At 66.2% G+C, this 15,593-nt stretch carries 12 protein-coding genes; 3 read left to right on the top strand and 9 right to left on the bottom strand.

What is annotated here, in order from left to right; translation table 11 throughout:
• The 4 genes from DPV79_RS08110 to DPV79_RS08095 all read right to left on the bottom strand — a co-directional run.
• On the bottom strand, positions 1 to 142 hold a 142-nt coding region (locus tag DPV79_RS08110), incomplete at its 3' end, for a thiolase family protein (RefSeq protein ID WP_479891151.1).
• A gap of 99 nt (positions 143 to 241) precedes the next feature.
• On the bottom strand, positions 242 to 2,107 hold the full coding sequence (locus DPV79_RS08105) for a PHA/PHB synthase family protein (RefSeq protein WP_113045134.1): 1,866 nt from the start codon (positions 2,105 to 2,107) through the stop codon (positions 242 to 244).
• A gap of 359 nt (positions 2,108 to 2,466) precedes the next feature.
• Positions 2,467 to 3,306: a peptidoglycan editing factor PgeF gene (pgeF, locus tag DPV79_RS08100; protein WP_113045138.1), complete on the bottom strand. Its 840-nt coding sequence runs from the start codon at positions 3,304 to 3,306 to the stop codon at positions 2,467 to 2,469.
• Positions 3,307 to 3,312: 6 nt separating this feature from the next.
• Positions 3,313 to 4,521 (bottom strand): RluA family pseudouridine synthase, encoded by a 1,209-nt coding sequence (locus DPV79_RS08095; RefSeq protein ID WP_042977625.1) that lies wholly within the window; start codon positions 4,519 to 4,521, stop codon positions 3,313 to 3,315.
• A 41-nt stretch (positions 4,522 to 4,562) separates the two neighbouring features.
• Here DPV79_RS08095 and DPV79_RS08090 point away from each other — a divergent pair, with 41 nt between their 5' ends.
• Positions 4,563 to 5,387 (top strand): outer membrane protein assembly factor BamD, encoded by an 825-nt coding sequence (locus tag DPV79_RS08090; RefSeq protein ID WP_021163132.1) that lies wholly within the window; start codon positions 4,563 to 4,565, stop codon positions 5,385 to 5,387.
• 120 nt (positions 5,388 to 5,507) lie between these two features.
• Here the strand turns inward: DPV79_RS08090 and yoaA are convergent, their stop codons facing one another.
• The 3 genes from yoaA to DPV79_RS08075 all read right to left on the bottom strand — a co-directional run bounded on the left by yoaA (position 5,508) and on the right by DPV79_RS08075 (position 8,855).
• A complete protein-coding gene (gene yoaA / locus DPV79_RS08085; protein WP_021163130.1) occupies positions 5,508 to 7,754 on the bottom strand; it encodes a DNA repair helicase YoaA in 2,247 nt (748 codons plus the stop codon).
• Between the two features lie 55 nt (positions 7,755 to 7,809).
• On the bottom strand, positions 7,810 to 8,025 hold the full coding sequence (locus tag DPV79_RS08080; RefSeq protein WP_006478692.1) for an HP1242/YdcH family protein: 216 nt from the start codon (positions 8,023 to 8,025) through the stop codon (positions 7,810 to 7,812).
• 77 nt (positions 8,026 to 8,102) lie between these two features.
• Complete coding sequence (locus DPV79_RS08075; protein ID WP_113045133.1) at positions 8,103 to 8,855, bottom strand: hypothetical protein; 753 nt, start codon at positions 8,853 to 8,855, stop codon at positions 8,103 to 8,105.
• 160 nt (positions 8,856 to 9,015) lie between these two features.
• Here DPV79_RS08075 and DPV79_RS08070 point away from each other — a divergent pair, with 160 nt between their 5' ends.
• Together DPV79_RS08070 and DPV79_RS08065 are read left to right on the top strand one after the other, a co-directional pair.
• The gene (locus DPV79_RS08070) at positions 9,016 to 11,340 is read left to right on the top strand and encodes a Tex family protein (RefSeq protein WP_059489917.1); all 2,325 of its coding nucleotides are present in this window, start codon (positions 9,016 to 9,018) and stop codon (positions 11,338 to 11,340) included.
• Between the two features lie 411 nt (positions 11,341 to 11,751).
• Positions 11,752 to 12,780: a terpene synthase family protein gene (locus DPV79_RS08065; protein ID WP_060217551.1), complete on the top strand. Its 1,029-nt coding sequence runs from the start codon at positions 11,752 to 11,754 to the stop codon at positions 12,778 to 12,780.
• A gap of 22 nt (positions 12,781 to 12,802) precedes the next feature.
• On the opposite strand, the gene DPV79_RS08060 is transcribed toward DPV79_RS08065, so the two are convergent.
• Both DPV79_RS08060 and DPV79_RS08050 read right to left on the bottom strand, forming a co-directional pair.
• Entirely contained in the window at positions 12,803 to 14,719 is a 1,917-nt protein-coding gene (locus DPV79_RS08060) for a potassium transporter Kup (RefSeq protein WP_021163125.1), read from the bottom strand.
• Positions 14,720 to 14,995: 276 nt separating this feature from the next.
• Positions 14,996 to 15,592 (bottom strand): phosphoribosyltransferase, encoded by a 597-nt coding sequence (locus DPV79_RS08050; protein ID WP_021163124.1) that lies wholly within the window; start codon positions 15,590 to 15,592, stop codon positions 14,996 to 14,998.
• Between the last annotated feature and the right edge of the window lies 1 nt (position 15,593).

Here is a 15,593-nt window from a genome sequence, read left to right as displayed (position 1 = left end):
CCTGCTCGGGCTTCACGCCCGCGCGCTCCAGCACCGCGCGGATCACCGTCGCGCCCAGTTCGGGCGCCGCAATCTTCGCAAGCGAACCGCCGAATTTGCCGACCGCGGTCCGCGCGGCCGATACGATCACTACGTCCGTCATTTCCCTTTCCTCCAGGCCCGCACGACACGGCGCATCGCTACCGGCCCTGTTAAAAAAACTGCGGTGCACCGGACAGCGTGCGCCGCTGTCCGTCTTTCGTCAATCGCGCTGCAATACGTACCGGCCCGGCGCCGGCTCGATCACCGGGAACTGTGCGGAACCGGGCTGGGCAGGCGGCGCCACCTTGCGGCCGCCGTACTGGTCGAGCCACTCGACCCAGGTCGTCCACCAGCTTCCCGGATGCTCGGTCGCACCGGCAAACCAGTCGTCCGCCGATTCGGGCAGGTCGCTGTCGTTGATCCAGTAGCTGCGCTTCTTCTTCGCCGGCGGATTGATCACGCCCGCGATGTGCCCCGACGCGCCGAGCACGAACTTCAGCGGGCCCGACAGGATCGACGTCGACGCATAGGCCGTCTGCCACGGCACGATGTGATCCTCGCGCGAGCCGTAGATGAAGGTCGGCACGTCGATCAGCGTCAGGTCGACCGATTCGCCGCACACGGTCAACGCGCCCGGCTCGCGCAACTTGTTCTCGAGATAGGTATTGCGCAGGTACCACGCGTACATCGGGCCCGGCAGGCTCGTCGAATCGCCGTTCCAGTACAGCAGGTCGAACGGCGCCGGCGTGCGGCCCTTCAGGTAGTTGTCGACGACGTAGTTCCACACGAGGTCGTTCGGCCGCAGGAACGAGAACGTGTTCGCGAACTCGACACCGCGCATCAGCCCCGGCTGCGTGCCGTTCTTGCCGCCGATGGTCTGCTCGCGCATCTGCACGTGCGCCTCGTCGACGAACACGTCGAGGATGCCGGTATCGCTGAAGTCGAGCATCGCGGTGAGCAGCGTCATCGACGCGACCGGATGTTCGCCGCGCGCGGCGAGCACCGCGAGCGCAGTCGCGAGCATCGTGCCGCCGACGCAGAAGCCGAGCGTGTTGATCTGCTCGCGGCCGCTCACCTGCTGCACGGCGTCGATCGCCGCGAGCAGCCCTTCGTTCATGTAGTCGTCCCACGTCTTGTGCGCGACCGATGCGTCCGCGTTGCGCCACGACACGAGGAACACCTGATGGCCGTTCGACAGCGCATGCGCGACGAGCGAATTCTCGGGCTGCAGGTCGAGGATGTAGAACTTGTTGATGCACGGCGGGACGATCAGGAGCGGCCGCTCGAACACCTTGTCCGTCTTCGGCGTGTACTGGATCAGCTGGATCAGGTCGTTCTCGTAGACGACCGCACCTTCAGTACACCCGAGGTTCTTGCCGACCACGAACTGCGATTCGTCGGTCTGCGAAATCTTGCCGCGCTGCAGGTCGCCGAGCAGGTTCATCATCCCCTGCCGCAGACTTTCGCCCTGCGTCTCGAGAATCGATTTCTGTGCGTCGGGATTGAGTGCGAGGAAGTTGCTCGGCGCGGCGGCGGCCGTCCACTGCTGGACCGTGAAACGAATGCGCTCGCGCGTCTTCGGATCGGTCTGAAGCGCGTCGGCCAGTTCCTGCAGATAGCGCGCGTTGAGCAGATACCAGGCCGCCGCGAACGCATGCGCCGGCGACGCCTTCCATGCATCGCCGCTGAAGCGGCGGTCCTTCAGTTCGGGCGACTCGAGCTTCGCGGCGGCGGCCTGCTGCATCAGCGCCATGCAATCGCGCGCGTAGTCGGCCTGCAACGACTGAAGCCGCTCGGGGGGAATCGCGGCGGCCGGCAGCTTCAGCCCGGCAAACGGCGACGCCATCGCGCCGAAATCGGGCATCGACGGCACCTGGAACGGAAATGAGGTCGGAAACTGGAATGTCGCGAACGGATTCACGGTGGCCGACGCAGTCGCGGCACGTGCCGGATCCGCAAAACCGCGCCACGCGTTCAACCACGACTCGAACATCTGCTGCATCGGCTGGGCGGCCGGATCGAAACCAATGCTGCCCGAGGAAGTGCCCGCCTCAGCGGACGTCGACGATTTTTTCGATGCTGTCATTACCTGCCTTACCGGTGATTCGTGAGCGTCTATCGTGAAATCCTGCTCGCGCGCGGCGTGCCGGCTGCGAGCCGGGCCGTCATGCTCTGGAGAGGCGTCTCCAGATTCTGCCGCAGTGCGGTATTTTTATCATTATCGTTTTCCCCATGTGAAGCGCCATATCAAACCGCTGAACAATTCCGCACGGAGATAATCCTCGCGCAACAGGCGGGACAAGGGTTCCGGCGAAACATAAAACATTTTGATTGACTTGACTTCGCATTTTTCATTCAGCCGCGCACGTAACGCGGCATGGCCACAGCAAAATCGAGATAACCCGATTTTGCAGCGCGACAAATTCCGCGCCCATGCGCATCCCGTCAATCCGCCAGCCAGATCGCCGCCGCCATGCGGCCCGTCACGCGATCGCGCCGGTACGAATAGAAGCGCGTCTGCTCGGTGACCGTGCAGGCCGTCCCGCCGCTCACGTGCGCCACGCCCGCACGGGCAAGACGCAAGCGCGCGAGCGCGTAGAGATCGGCCAGGAACTTGCCGGTCGCGCCATCGATCGCGACGAACGCAAGCCGGGTTTCATCATGCTCCGACTGCGGGGCCGTGTCGAGAAACGCGTCACGCACGTCGGCGCCGACCTCGAACGCTCGCGGGCCGATCGCCGGCCCGAGGTAAGCATGAAGCGCGTCCGTTGCACCGCCCGCGAGTGCCGCGACCCGCGCCGCCGTCTGTTCGACGATGCCGGCCGCGAGCCCGCGCCAGCCCGCATGCGCGGCGCCGACGGCGCGGCCCTGCATGTCGCACAGCAGCACGGGCAGGCAATCCGCGACCATCACGACGCAGACGGCGCCGGCACGGTCGGTGACACTCGCGTCGGCCTGCACCGGCGCGACCGCCGCGTCTGCCGCCGCGATCACCTCGTCCGCGCGCACGATCTGCGCGCCGTGAACCTGCTCGAGCCACGCGGCGCTCGACTGGCCAGCCAGCGCGAGCAGGCGCGCGCGATTCGCGGCGACACGAGCCGGATCGTCACCGGTATGCAGGCCGAGATTCATCCCGCCCGGCAGAGCTTCCGCGCCCTGCCAGCGCCCGTACGGGCCTTCGCTCACCCCACCGTCGCGCGTCGTGATCAGCGCGCGCACGCGCGGCGACACCTGCCAGTCGGGCTGTACGCAGTCCTGCCACGTCAACGGCGCCAGGTTCGTCATCGGCACTCACTCCTCCTCATCGTCCAGGTACGGCTCATCGTCGTGATACTCGCCGCCGAAATCGTCATCGTCGTAGACACCGTCATCGTCGTCGAATTCCTCGTCGCCCTGCCCGAAGCCGAGCGCCGCGACGAGGGCGTTCATGTCGTCCGGCAGCGGGCAGCGCCACTGCATCGCCTTGCCCGTGACCGGGTGTACGAGACCGAGCCGCCATGCATGCAGCGCCTGCCGCGCGAAACCGTCCGGCAACGGCGCGACCGAGCGCTTGCCGCGCGCACGCCCGTACACGGGGTCGCCGAGCAGCGGGTGGCCGGCATGCGCGCAGTGCACGCGGATCTGGTGCGTGCGGCCGGTCTCGAGATCGCACTGGATCGCCGAAACCGGCTGACGTTGCCACAGGCATGTGTCAACCGTGCGGAAATGCGTGCGCGCGGGCTTGCCCGATGCGCCGGTGACGACGGCCATGCGCGTGCGTTCGCGCGGATCGCGGCCGATCGGCGCATCGATCGTGCCTTCCTCGGGCATCGTGCCCCACACGAGCGCGAAATAGCGGCGTTTCACCGTGCGGGCCTGCAACTGGCGCACGAGATCCGTCTGCGCGGCCAGCGTACGCGCCACCACCATCAGGCCCGATGTCTCCTTGTCGAGCCGGTGGACGATCCCCGCGCGCGGCAGGCCGGCCGCCGCGTCGCCATAGCGATGCAGCAGCCCGTTGAGGATCGTGCCGCTCCAGTTGCCGGCGGCCGGATGCACGACGAGGCCGGCCGGCTTGTTGATGACGACGAGCGCGTCGTCCTCGTAGATCACGTCGAGCGGCACCGGTTCCGGTGTAAAGGCGAGCTGCTCGGGGAGCAGGTCGGGCACGAGCTCGATCCTGGCGCCGAGCGGCACCGGCTGGCGGATCTTCGCCGGCGCGCCGTCGACGAGCACGCGCTGCGCCTCGATCCAGCTCTGCAGGCGGCTACGCGAGAATTCAGGGAACAGTTGGGCGAGCGCCTTGTCGAGGCGCTCACCCGCGAGCGACAGCGGCACTTCGACGACGCGCGGCGCGTCGTCGGCCGCCGCGGACGGCACGACGGGCGCCTGCATGGCGTCGCCGGCCAGATCGTCATCGAGGGAATCCCCCGACGCAGCGTCGGCGGGCCGATCGCTTGGGCTATAATCTTCGCGATTTGGTGTGCCCGGCTGGGCATTCTGCGAACTTGAACGGGTCATTTAGACTGGGTCACCGAGACTTGAAGCTAGGACATGCGAGCATGATGAATTCGACCAAACGCACGGCCAGAACCGTCGCCGCCCGGGCTGCGGCGGTAGCGGCCGCGGCCCTCATCGCCGGCTGCCACGGCTTGCCGCAGAAGCAGGACGAGACGGCTACCTGGTCGAACAACAAATTATACTCAGAGGCCCAGGACGCACTGTCCGGCGGCGACTGGGGCAAGTGCGCGAAATATTTCGAATCGCTGCAAGGTCGCGATCCGTTCGGCCACTTCGCGCAACAGGCGCAGATCAACGTTGCGTACTGCAACTGGAAGGACAACGAAGCGGCCGCCGCCGACCAGGCCGTCGATCGCTTCATCCAGCTCCACCCGGATCATCCGGATATCCCGTACGCGTACTACCTGAAGGGGATGATCCACTTCAACGACGATCTCGGCCTGTTCGGCCGGTTCTCCGGCCAGGACATGAGCGAGCGCGATCCGCAGGCACTGCGTGAATCGTACGATGCGTTCAAGGTCGTCGTCGACCGCTTCCCGAAGAGCAAGTACGCGCCCGACGCCGCCGCACGGATGCGCTACATCGTCAACGCACTCGCGTCGCACGAAGTGCACGCGGCCGACTACTACTACCGGCGTGGCGCCTACGTCGCGGCCATCAACCGTGCGCAGCTCGCGATCAAGGACTACAAGGGCGCCCCGGCGATCGAGGACGCGCTGCACATCATGATCCTGTCGTACGGCAAGCTGAACCAGCCGCAACTCGCCGAGGACACGAAGCGCGTGCTCGCAGGCACGTTCCCCGACAGCCCGTACGTCACGGGCCACTCGCGCCCCGGCGCGAAGAAGTCGTGGTGGCAGTTCTGACGAAAGCACCATGCAGCGCCCGCTGCACGAACAAAAAACCCGGCCGTCGAGCCGGGTTTTTTATTGGCGCCGCGCTCAGGCAGCGTCGGTGCGAGCGCGCGACGAGCGCCGCGCGCGTCGTCACGTGCGCTTTGCGGAACGGTGCTCGTCGAAGAAGTCCTGGACGACCGCGATCTCGCGAGTCCGCTTGAACGGCGGCAGGCTCTGCCAGATCCGGCGCCCGTAGGGCTTGTCGACGAGCCGCGTGTCGCAGATCATCAGCACGCCGCGATCCGTCTCCGCGCGAATCAGGCGGCCCGCGCCCTGCTTCAGCGTGATCACGGCCTGCGGCAACTGGTGCACGGCGAACGGGCTCAGCCCCTTCTTCGTCAGCGCATCGAGGCGCGCGGCGAGCACCGGATCGTCCGGCGGCGCGAACGGCAGCTTGTCGATCACGACGAGCGACAGCGCATCGCCGCGCACGTCGACGCCTTCCCAGAAACTCTGGCTGCCGACCAGGATCGCATTGCCGTATGCACGGAAACGGTCGAGCAGTTCGGTACGGCTCGCATCGCCCTGCACGAGCAGCGGCGTGTTCCAGCCGCGCGATTCGATCACGTCGCGCAGCTTCGACGCGATCCGGTCGACCGCGCGCAGCGTCGTGCACAGCATGAAGACGCCGCCACCGGACGCCTCGATCGCCGGCAGCGCGGCGTCGAAGACGGCATCGGTAAACGCCGGCGAAGACGGTTGCGGCAGGTTGCGCGGCACGTACAGCAGCCCTTGCGACTGGTAGTCGAACGGGCTCGCGAGCGTCATCGAGCGACGCGAGCTGAGGCCCATCTGTGCCGCGTAGTGCGTGAAATCGCCGCGCACCGACAGCGTGGCCGACGTGAACACCCATGCACGCGGCACACCCGCGCGCTGCTTGGCAAAGATCGGCGCGACCGACAGCGGCGTTTCGTGCAGCTGGACCGTGTGCGCGAACACTTCGACCCAGCGCACCTTCTCGTTCGGATCGCCGTCGGATGCCGCCTTGTCGCCGGCCGCCGCCGCATCGGCCTTCGCGGCCGCCTCCGTCGCGCCGGGCGCGACCCAGCCGGCCAGCAGGTCCTGCAGTTCGCGTGCGCGCCGCAGGCACGCGCCGAGCGATTCCGCCCGTTCGGCCTGGCTGGCAAGCGCCGACGCAAGCGCATCGAGCGCGGCCTCGAGCGCGTCGAGCGCGCCGAACATCGGGTGATCGTCGCCGAGCTGGGCGAGCGACATCCGGACGATCTGGTCGTTCGCGAACGCCAGGCGCAAGTCGCGCGCCGCGCGCTCGAGATCGCCGCCGAGCTTCACCCATTCGACCGCGTCGCGCGCATGGCTCAGGCCTTCGGCTACCGTGTCGCGTGCGAGTTCGAGAATCTGCGTCGTCGACAGCGTCTCGCCAAAGAACAGCGTCGCCGTTTCCGGCAACTGGTGCGCTTCGTCGAAGATGACCGTGTTCGCGTTCGGCAGCAGCTCGGCCATCCCCGTGTCGCGCAGCATGATGTCCGCAAAGAACAGGTGGTGGTTGACGACGACGACGTCGGCCTGCTGCGCCTCGCGCCGCGCCTGCATCACGAAACATTCCTTGTAGTGCGGGCATTCCTGGCCAAGGCAGTTGTCGCGCGTCGACGTGACCATCGACCAGACGGGCGCCGTTTCCGGCACGCTCGCGAGCTCGGCCTTGTCGCCGCTCTTCGTGATCTTCGCGAAACGGACGATTTCCTGCAGGTAGGCAGTATCCTGCCGCGACGGCAGCCGGCCGTTGTCGGCCGTGCGTTGCAGGTAGTAGTGGCACAGGTAGTTTGCGCGCCCCTTGAGCATCGCGACCGACACCGGCACCGCCAGCGCGTTGCGCACGGTCGGGATGTCGCGCTGGAACAGCTGGTCCTGCAGGTGTTTCGTGCCGGTCGACACGATCACCTTGCCGCCCCACAGCATCGCGGGCACGAGGTACGCATAGGTCTTGCCCGTCCCCGTGCCGGCCTCGACGATCAGCGTGTTGTCCCCGGCATCGCTGTCGGGTTCGGCTGCGGCAGCGTCCGCGCCCGGCTCGGCCGCCTTGTCGCCGTCGCCGAGGCGACGCGCCGGCCGCTTGCGGGTTTCGAAGATCTCGGGCTCGGGCATCCGGCGAGCGGACGCCTCCATCGCGGACGCGACGGCGCGCGCCATCTCGATCTGCGAGGTACGCGGCCGATAGCCGTCGAGCGCGCGCGCGAGCAATCCGCCCTCGCCGAAAATCGTGTCGAGTTCGTCGACGCGCTTGCGGCTCAGTTCAAAGGTGCCTTCGGGCGCACGAGCGCGCCCGGCGGACGACTCGTCGCGCCGGGCATCGGGGGTGGCTTCAAGCGGTGAATTCAAGGCAAGCGTTCCTGTGTCCAGCGCCCGGGCGGCGCCGGCGCTTGCCAGGCCGCGCTCAGGCGCGCTTATCCGGTTCCAGCTGCGATTGCAGCAAAATGATTTTGTCCTTGGCCGCCAGCTTTTCCTTCTTCAGCCGGTGCAGCGTGATGTCGTCGATGTCGGAGTGTCCTTCCTTCAGCTCGATCTCCCGAGCGAGCTGCTGGTGCTGCTCCTGCAATGCAGCCAAACGGTTGTGCAATTCCTGCTGCTGTTCCGTGTGACGGTTTTGCATAGTTGCCTCCTCATCGAAGCAGCGCGCCGGCTGGCGTGCCAGCGCGCACGAGACTGATTCCGGATCAATCCAACACGTTACTGCCCCTGCTGTTGCTTCTGCTGCGCCTTTTCGGTCGCTTCCTTCTGACGCCGCTCGACATCGGCCTTGTGCTGCTCGGCTTCCTTCTGCTTCTGCTCGTAGCGCGCGGCGTTGTCCGCCCGCTCCTGCGCCTTCTGCGCGGCCTGCTGGTGCGCCTGGTCGAGCTTGCGCTGGAAGTCGCCCTGCTTCTGGTCGTACGCCTGCTTGTTCGCCGCGCGCTGCGGCCCTTCCGCGCCGCGCTGCGCCTGCTTCAGCGCATTCTGCTCCTGCTTGTCGCGGAACGCAGCCGCGTTTGCCGCGTCGTTCGCCGCACGCTGCGGCGCTTCCGCCGCGTCCTGCGCCTGCTTCAGCGCCTGCTGCTGGTCGCGCTGCTGCGCGCGCACCGCCCGCTGCTCGTCGTTGAGCGCGAGCTGCTCCTGGCGGATGCTCGCCCGCTCGTCGCGCATCTGGTCACGCGCCTTGCCGAGACAGTGATTGACGAAGAACTTGCTGTAGCAATCGTGCTCGGCCACCGCATAACGATAATCGTTTTCCGCGGAGCGTTGATTGAGCACTTTTTGACGGGCGTCGAAATCCGGTGCGGCCGTGGCCGTCACGGGTGCGGCCGCGGCGGTGGCCGGCGCGGTGGCGCCCGAAGCTTGCGCGAACGCACCGGAAGGCCCGGCAGACAAAGCCGCGGCGAGCGCTGCGCCGAGCGCGACGAGAGAAATTCGGGAAGTTGGCAACGTCGTAGGAAAGCTGCGGGACATGTGTCAAATTCTATCACCCCCGGCTGGACGCTCCGCCATTTATGGCAAAATGCCCCGCTTCACTCACCCGCGGCATCTGGCCCGTCGGGCCCGCCACGCAGCCCGCCGCTTCGGGCCTGCCGGCCCGCGCCGCGATTTCAGCAGGCAGATCATCCACGACATGACGGAAACCGTAGCACTCAAGATCGTACAGCGCATCGCCACCGAACTGTCCGTCCAGCCGCGCCAGGTCGCGGCGGCCGTGCAACTCCTCGACGAAGGCTCGACCGTTCCGTTCATTGCCCGGTACCGCAAGGAAGTGACCGGCAACCTGGACGACACGCAGTTGCGCCAGCTCGAGGAACGCCTCCTGTATCTGCGCGAGCTCGAGGACCGCCGCGCGGCGATCCTGTCGAGCATCGACGAACAGGGCAAGCTGACCGACGAGCTGCGCGCCGCGATCGACGCGGCCGACAGCAAGCAGGTGCTCGAAGACCTTTATCTGCCGTACAAGCCGAAGCGCCGCACGCGTGCACAGATCGCCCGCGAGGCCGGCCTCGAGCCGCTCGCACAGGCCCTGCTCGCGAACCCGCTGCTCGACCCGCAGGCCGAGGCGGCCGCCTACGTCGACGCCGACAAGGGCGTTGCCGACGTGAAGGCCGCGCTCGACGGCGCGCGCGACATCCTGTCCGAACAGTTCGGCGAAACGGCCGAGCTGCTGGGCAAGCTGCGCGACTACCTGCACAGCCAGGGCGTCGTGTCGTCGGCCGTCGTCGAGGGCAAGGAAAACGAGGAAGGCGAGAAATTCCGCGACTATTACGACTACGCGGAAACGATCAGGACCGTGCCGTCGCACCGCGCCCTCGCACTGTTCCGCGGCCGCAACGCGGGTGTGCTGACGATCAAGCTCGGCCTCGGCGAAGAGCTCGACGCCCAGGTGCCGCATCCCGGCGAGGCGATGATCGCGCGCCATTTCGGCATCGCGAACCAGAACCGCCCGGCCGACAAATGGCTGTCCGACGTATGCCGCTGGTGCTGGCGCGTGAAGGTGCAGCCGCACATCGAGAATGAACTCCTCACGCAGCTGCGCGAAACGGCCGAAACCGAAGCGATCCGCGTGTTCGCGCGCAACCTGAACGACCTGCTGCTGGCCGCGCCGGCCGGCCCGAAGGCCGTGATCGGTCTCGACCCCGGCCTGCGCACGGGCGTGAAGGTCGCGGTCGTCGACCGCACCGGCAAGGTGCTCGCGACCGACACGATCTACCCGCACGAGCCGCGCCGCGACTGGGACGGCTCGATTGCAAAGCTCGCGCGCCTCGCCGCGCAGACGCAGGCCGAGCTGATCAGCATCGGCAACGGCACCGCATCGCGCGAAACCGACAAGCTCGCGAGCGAACTGATCGCAAAACATCCGGAGCTGCGCCTGCAGAAAATCGTCGTGTCGGAAGCAGGCGCGTCGGTCTACTCGGCGTCCGAACTCGCGGCGAAGGAATTCCCCGACATGGACGTGTCGCTGCGCGGCGCCGTATCGATCGCACGCCGCCTGCAGGACCCGCTCGCCGAGCTCGTGAAGATCGAGCCGAAGGCGATCGGCGTCGGCCAGTACCAGCACGACGTAAACCAGCGCGAACTGGCCCGCTCGCTCGACGCGGTCGTCGAGGATTGCGTGAACGCGGTCGGCGTCGACGCGAACACCGCGTCGGCCGCTCTGCTGGCGCGCGTGTCGGGCCTGAACGCGACGCTCGCGCGCAACATCGTCGACTACCGCGACGCAAACGGCCCGTTCCCGTCGCGCGAGCACCTGCGCAAGGTTCCGCGCCTCGGCGACAAGACCTTCGAACAGGCCGCCGGCTTCCTGCGCATCAACGGCGGCGAGAATCCGCTCGACCGCTCGTCGGTGCACCCGGAAGCGTATCCGGTCGTCGAGCGGATGCTCGCGAAGATCAGCAAGCGCATCGACGACGTGCTCGGCAACCGCGAAGCGCTGTCGGGCCTGTCCCCGACGGAATTTGTTGACGAACGTTTCGGCCTGCCGACCGTGCGCGACATCCTGTCCGAACTGGAGAAGCCGGGCCGCGATCCGCGCCCGGAATTCAAGACGGCCACGTTCCGCGAAGGCGTCGAGAAGGTGTCGGATCTCGTGCCGGGCATGACGCTCGAAGGCGTCGTGACGAACGTCGCCGCGTTCGGCGCGTTCGTGGATATCGGCGTGCACCAGGACGGGCTCGTCCATGTGTCCGCGATGTCGACGAAGTTCATCAAGGACCCGCACGAAGTCGTGAAGGCCGGCCAGGTCGTCAAGGTGAAGGTGCTCGACGTCGACGTGAAACGCCAGCGGATTGCGCTGACGATGCGCCTCGACGACGAGGCAGCAGCGCCCGGCATGTCGTCGCGCAGCAGCCAGGATCGCGGCAACGCGGGGCGCGGCGCCGCCCGCCCGCAGCGTTCGCGCGAGCCGGAACCGGCCGGCGCAATGGCCGCGGCGTTCGCGAAGCTGAAGCGCTGAGCACGCAAAAAGCGTCTCCGCACAAAAAACCCGCCTCCCGGCGGGTTTTTTTATTGAGTCGTCGTTTGCATTTCCGATATCCGGGATGAAAAACGAATATGCGCGTTTTCATCGTCATTCCCCTGCGTTTAATCGGCAAATTAAACAATCCACTTTGCGACATGCGTTTTCTTGACGCTTCACAAGCGACACATAAAATAAGTTTTCGAACGGCCGTATTTTGATGCTTCTGTATTGGGCAGTGATCTTGCCGTTCAGCGGCAGCGTTCTCCGCGGCGCTCGCATGCCCGGTGAATATCCTGCCTCCCGTATTTCGGCCTCGCTTTTTTGCAGTCGATTCGCGACGCATTGCATCCGGTATTCGCCTGACCGGCGAACCGGGACGGATTCGCGAAAATGGATCGGGGAACCATGACAGACGATCATCTGAAAACCGAACTGGCCGCATTGCGCGTGCCCGTTTTCGACGTGCCGTGGGCCGGAGCCTGTTCACCGCACGTCGAGCGAATCGAATCGCGCATGCTCGAGTGGGCCGACGCATACGGCCTGCTCATCAGCGACGCCTACCGGGAACGCGTCGTACGCACCCGATACGGCTGGCTCGCCGCGCGTTGTTACCCGAACGCCGATCCTTCCCTGCTGCAGGCGCTCGCCGATTATTTCGTGTGGTTCTTTCTCGTCGACGACCTGTTCGTCGATCGCGTCGAGCCGGTCGGCCCCGATACGTTGCGCAATCTGACCGCGATGATCGATGTGCTCGACTACGAATGTACCGGCCCCCAGCCCATATATGGCGAGCGAGCATGGCTCGATGTGTGCCAGCGCCTGCGCGCACGCCTGTCGGCCGAACATTTCGCGCGCTTCGCACAAGGCATGCGCCTGTGGGCCACCACGGCCGGACTGCAGATTATCGGCCACCTGAGGGCCGAGCCGATCGCAGTGCAGCAATACGAAACGATCCGGCGTCACACGAGCGGGATGAATCCTTGCCTCGCGCTGGCGGACGCGGCCAATGCCGGTGCCGTCCCGCCCGATACGTTCCATCGGCCGGAAATCCAGACACTGTTCCGGCACGCGAACCATATCGTCTGCTGGAGCAACGACATCCAGAGCGTTGGCGTCGAAGCGTGCCAGCCCGGGCAGTTCCGGAACATGGTGATGATCCACGCTTCCCGCGGCCATACGCTGCAGGCCAGCGTCGACTACACGGCCGAGCGTGTGCGCGCCGAGATCAGCGCATTCGTCCTCTGCGCCGATGCACTCGCCCAGCATGCCGACACGCGCGTGCGCGGCCTTGTCGACGGCTGCCGATACTGGATACGCGGTTATCTGGATTGGGTTGCGCGGGATACGCAGCGCTATACGGCTGCGGCCGCGGCCAGCGATGCGGACGATCGCGGCCTGATTGCCTGGTCGGCGGACTCGGCGGCGCGCGGCTGAACGACCCGCGCGCCGCACCCGGTCAGATCTCGATCTTCGTGCCGAGCTCGACCACGCGGTTCGCCGGAATCGAGAAGAAGTCGGTCGGCTTCGCCGCGTTCTGGTGCATCCACGCGAACACGCGCTCACGCCAGATCGACATCCCGGGCAGATGCGTCGGCACGACCGTTTCGCGCGCGAGGAAGAACGACGTGTCCATCAGTTCGAACGTCATGTCGTGCGTGCGGCCGAATTCCTCGAGCACGGCCTTCACGTCGGGCGTCTCGTTGAAGCCGTACTCGGCCTTCACGATGTACAGCCCGCCGCCCGCATCACGCGCGGTCTGGCGCTTGTCGTCGCGCACGTAGGGAAAATCGCGCGTCACGAACGTGAGGAAAATGGTCCGCTCATGCAGCACCTTGTTGTGCTTCAGGTTGTGCAGCAGGCTGACGGGCACGAGCTTGTCGTTGCCGGTCAGGTAGATCGCGGTGCCCGACACACGATGCGGCGGATGCGCGAGCAGGCCCTGCAGGAACGGCTCGAGCGGAATACCGTCGGCAGCCGTGCGCTCCTTGACGATGTGACGCCCCTTGTACCAGGTCATCAGCAGGAAGAACAGCAACGCGCCGATGCCGAGCGGCAGCCAGCCGCCCTGCGCAACCTTCAGCAGGTTCGCGCCGAAAAAGCCGAGGTCGACCGCGAGGAACACGGCGATGATCGCGCCGACCAGCAGCCGGTTCCAGTTCCACACCTTCACCATCACGACCGCGGCGAGCACGGTCGTGATCACCATCGTCGCCGTCACCGCGATGCCGTACGCGGCCGCGAGGTTGTCGGAGCTCTTGAAGCCGATGACGATGCAGAGGATCACGAACAGCAACAGCCAGTTCACGACCGGCACGTAGATCTGGCCGATCGCCAGTTCCGACGTATGCAGCACTTTCATGCGCGGCACGTAGCCGAGCTGGATGGCCTGCGACGTCAGCGAATACGCGCCCGAGATCACCGCCTGCGACGCGATCACGGTCGCGACCGTCGACAGCACGACGAGCGGCAGCAGCCCCCATTCGGGTGCCAGCAGGAAGAACGGGTTCTCGATCGCCTTCGGGTTCTGGATCAGCAGCGCGCCCTGGCCGAAGTAGTTCAGCACGAGCGACGGCATCACGAGCCCGTACGCGGCGATGCGGATCGGCTTCGCGCCGAAGTGGCCCATGTCCGCGTAAAGCGCTTCCGCACCGGTCAGCACCAGCACGACCGAGCCGAGCACGACATAGGCCTGCAGCACATGCTCCGACATGAACGACGCGGCGTAATACGGGTTGATGGCCGCCATGATGCCCGGCACGCGCACGATGTGGTACACGCCGAGCGCGGCAATCACAACGAACCACAGCACCATGATCGGGCCGAACAGCTTGCCGACCAGCGCGGTACCGTGGCGCTGGATCCAGAACAGCGCGATCAGGATCACGATCGTGATCGGCATCACGAGATGGGACAGGTGCGGCGTCGCGATCTCGAGACCTTCGACCGCCGACATCACCGAGATCGCCGGCGTGATCACCGCGTCCCCGTAGAACATGCATGCGCCGAATATCCCGAGCGCCATCAGCGCGCCCGCGACGCGGGTCTTCGAGTCGAGCGGCCGCAACGACAGCGCCATCAGCGCGAGCACGCCGCCTTCGCCGTTGTTGTCCGCCCGCATCACGAACAGCAGGTACTTGATGCCGACCACCAGGATGATTGCCCAGAACAGCAGCGAGATCACGCCGAGGATCGATCCTTCGGTGAGCGGAATGCCGTGTGCGGGGCTGAACGCCTCCTTGAGCGAATACAGCGGGCTGGTGCCGATGTCGCCGAACACGACGCCGATGGCTGCTATCGCTAGCGCCCGCATCGAGTGTTGCTGCGTCGAATGCGGCGCGTGTGCTGCGTCGGTCGCGTGGATCGTGTCGTTCATATGAAGCGTAATAATCGGGTCCGGGTCGGACAAAACGAGCGCTATTCTACTCGCGCCCCCTTGAAACGCCGCCCTGCTCTGTTGCCATGGAACCACGTGAGCCACGCCATGCATGCAATCCGGCGCAAGCTGTGGCAGGGCTGCCAATCATAGCCGGGGCAGCGCCGTCTGCCTACCGGATCCGCGGCCCGCGCGCCGCCGGCGTGCATGGCGCCCCAATGAAAAACGGCGCCGCAAGCGGCGCCGTACAAGGCTTTCCTTCGATTGGCCGGCCGCTTACGCGCCCGAACCGTCGCGCTGGGCGCGACCGCGCTTGATCCACGCCTCGAGGTTGTGCGGGCGAACCGTGTCCCACTCCTCGAACGGCTGATGAATCCACGGATTCGTCGGCAGATACTGCGTGTGATAGTCGGGCTTGACCTTCGAGCAACCCTTGTACCAGAGCACGGCAGAACGCACGGCCGTCACGGACGGGTAGCGCTCCTTCAGGTGCTCCTGCACGCGCGCAAGCGTGACGCCCGAATCCACGAGATCGTCGACCAGCAGCACGTTGCCCGCCAGGTTGCCGCGCGTCATCGTGATGTACTGCGCGATGTCGAGCTCGCCCTGCTCCGTGCCGGCCGCTTCCCGGTACGAACTCGTCGCGAGGATCGCGAGCGGCACGTCGTAGATGCGCGACAGTTGATCGCCGACGCGCAGGCCGCCGCGCGCGAGGCACAGGATCTGGTCGAACTTCCAGCCCGATGCATGCACCTGGAGCGCGAGCAACTCGATGAGACGGTGATATTCGTCCCAGCCTACCCACAGGTTCTTGTCGTCGTTGCGCGGATCGGTCATCAAGTCTGCCGCCGTCATCGTGATTTGCTGCGTCATC

The organism is Burkholderia reimsis (assembly GCF_003294055.1).
Taxonomy (GTDB): Bacteria; Pseudomonadota; Gammaproteobacteria; order Burkholderiales; family Burkholderiaceae; genus Burkholderia; species Burkholderia cepacia.
This window is presented reverse-complemented; position numbering and strand designations above follow the sequence as displayed.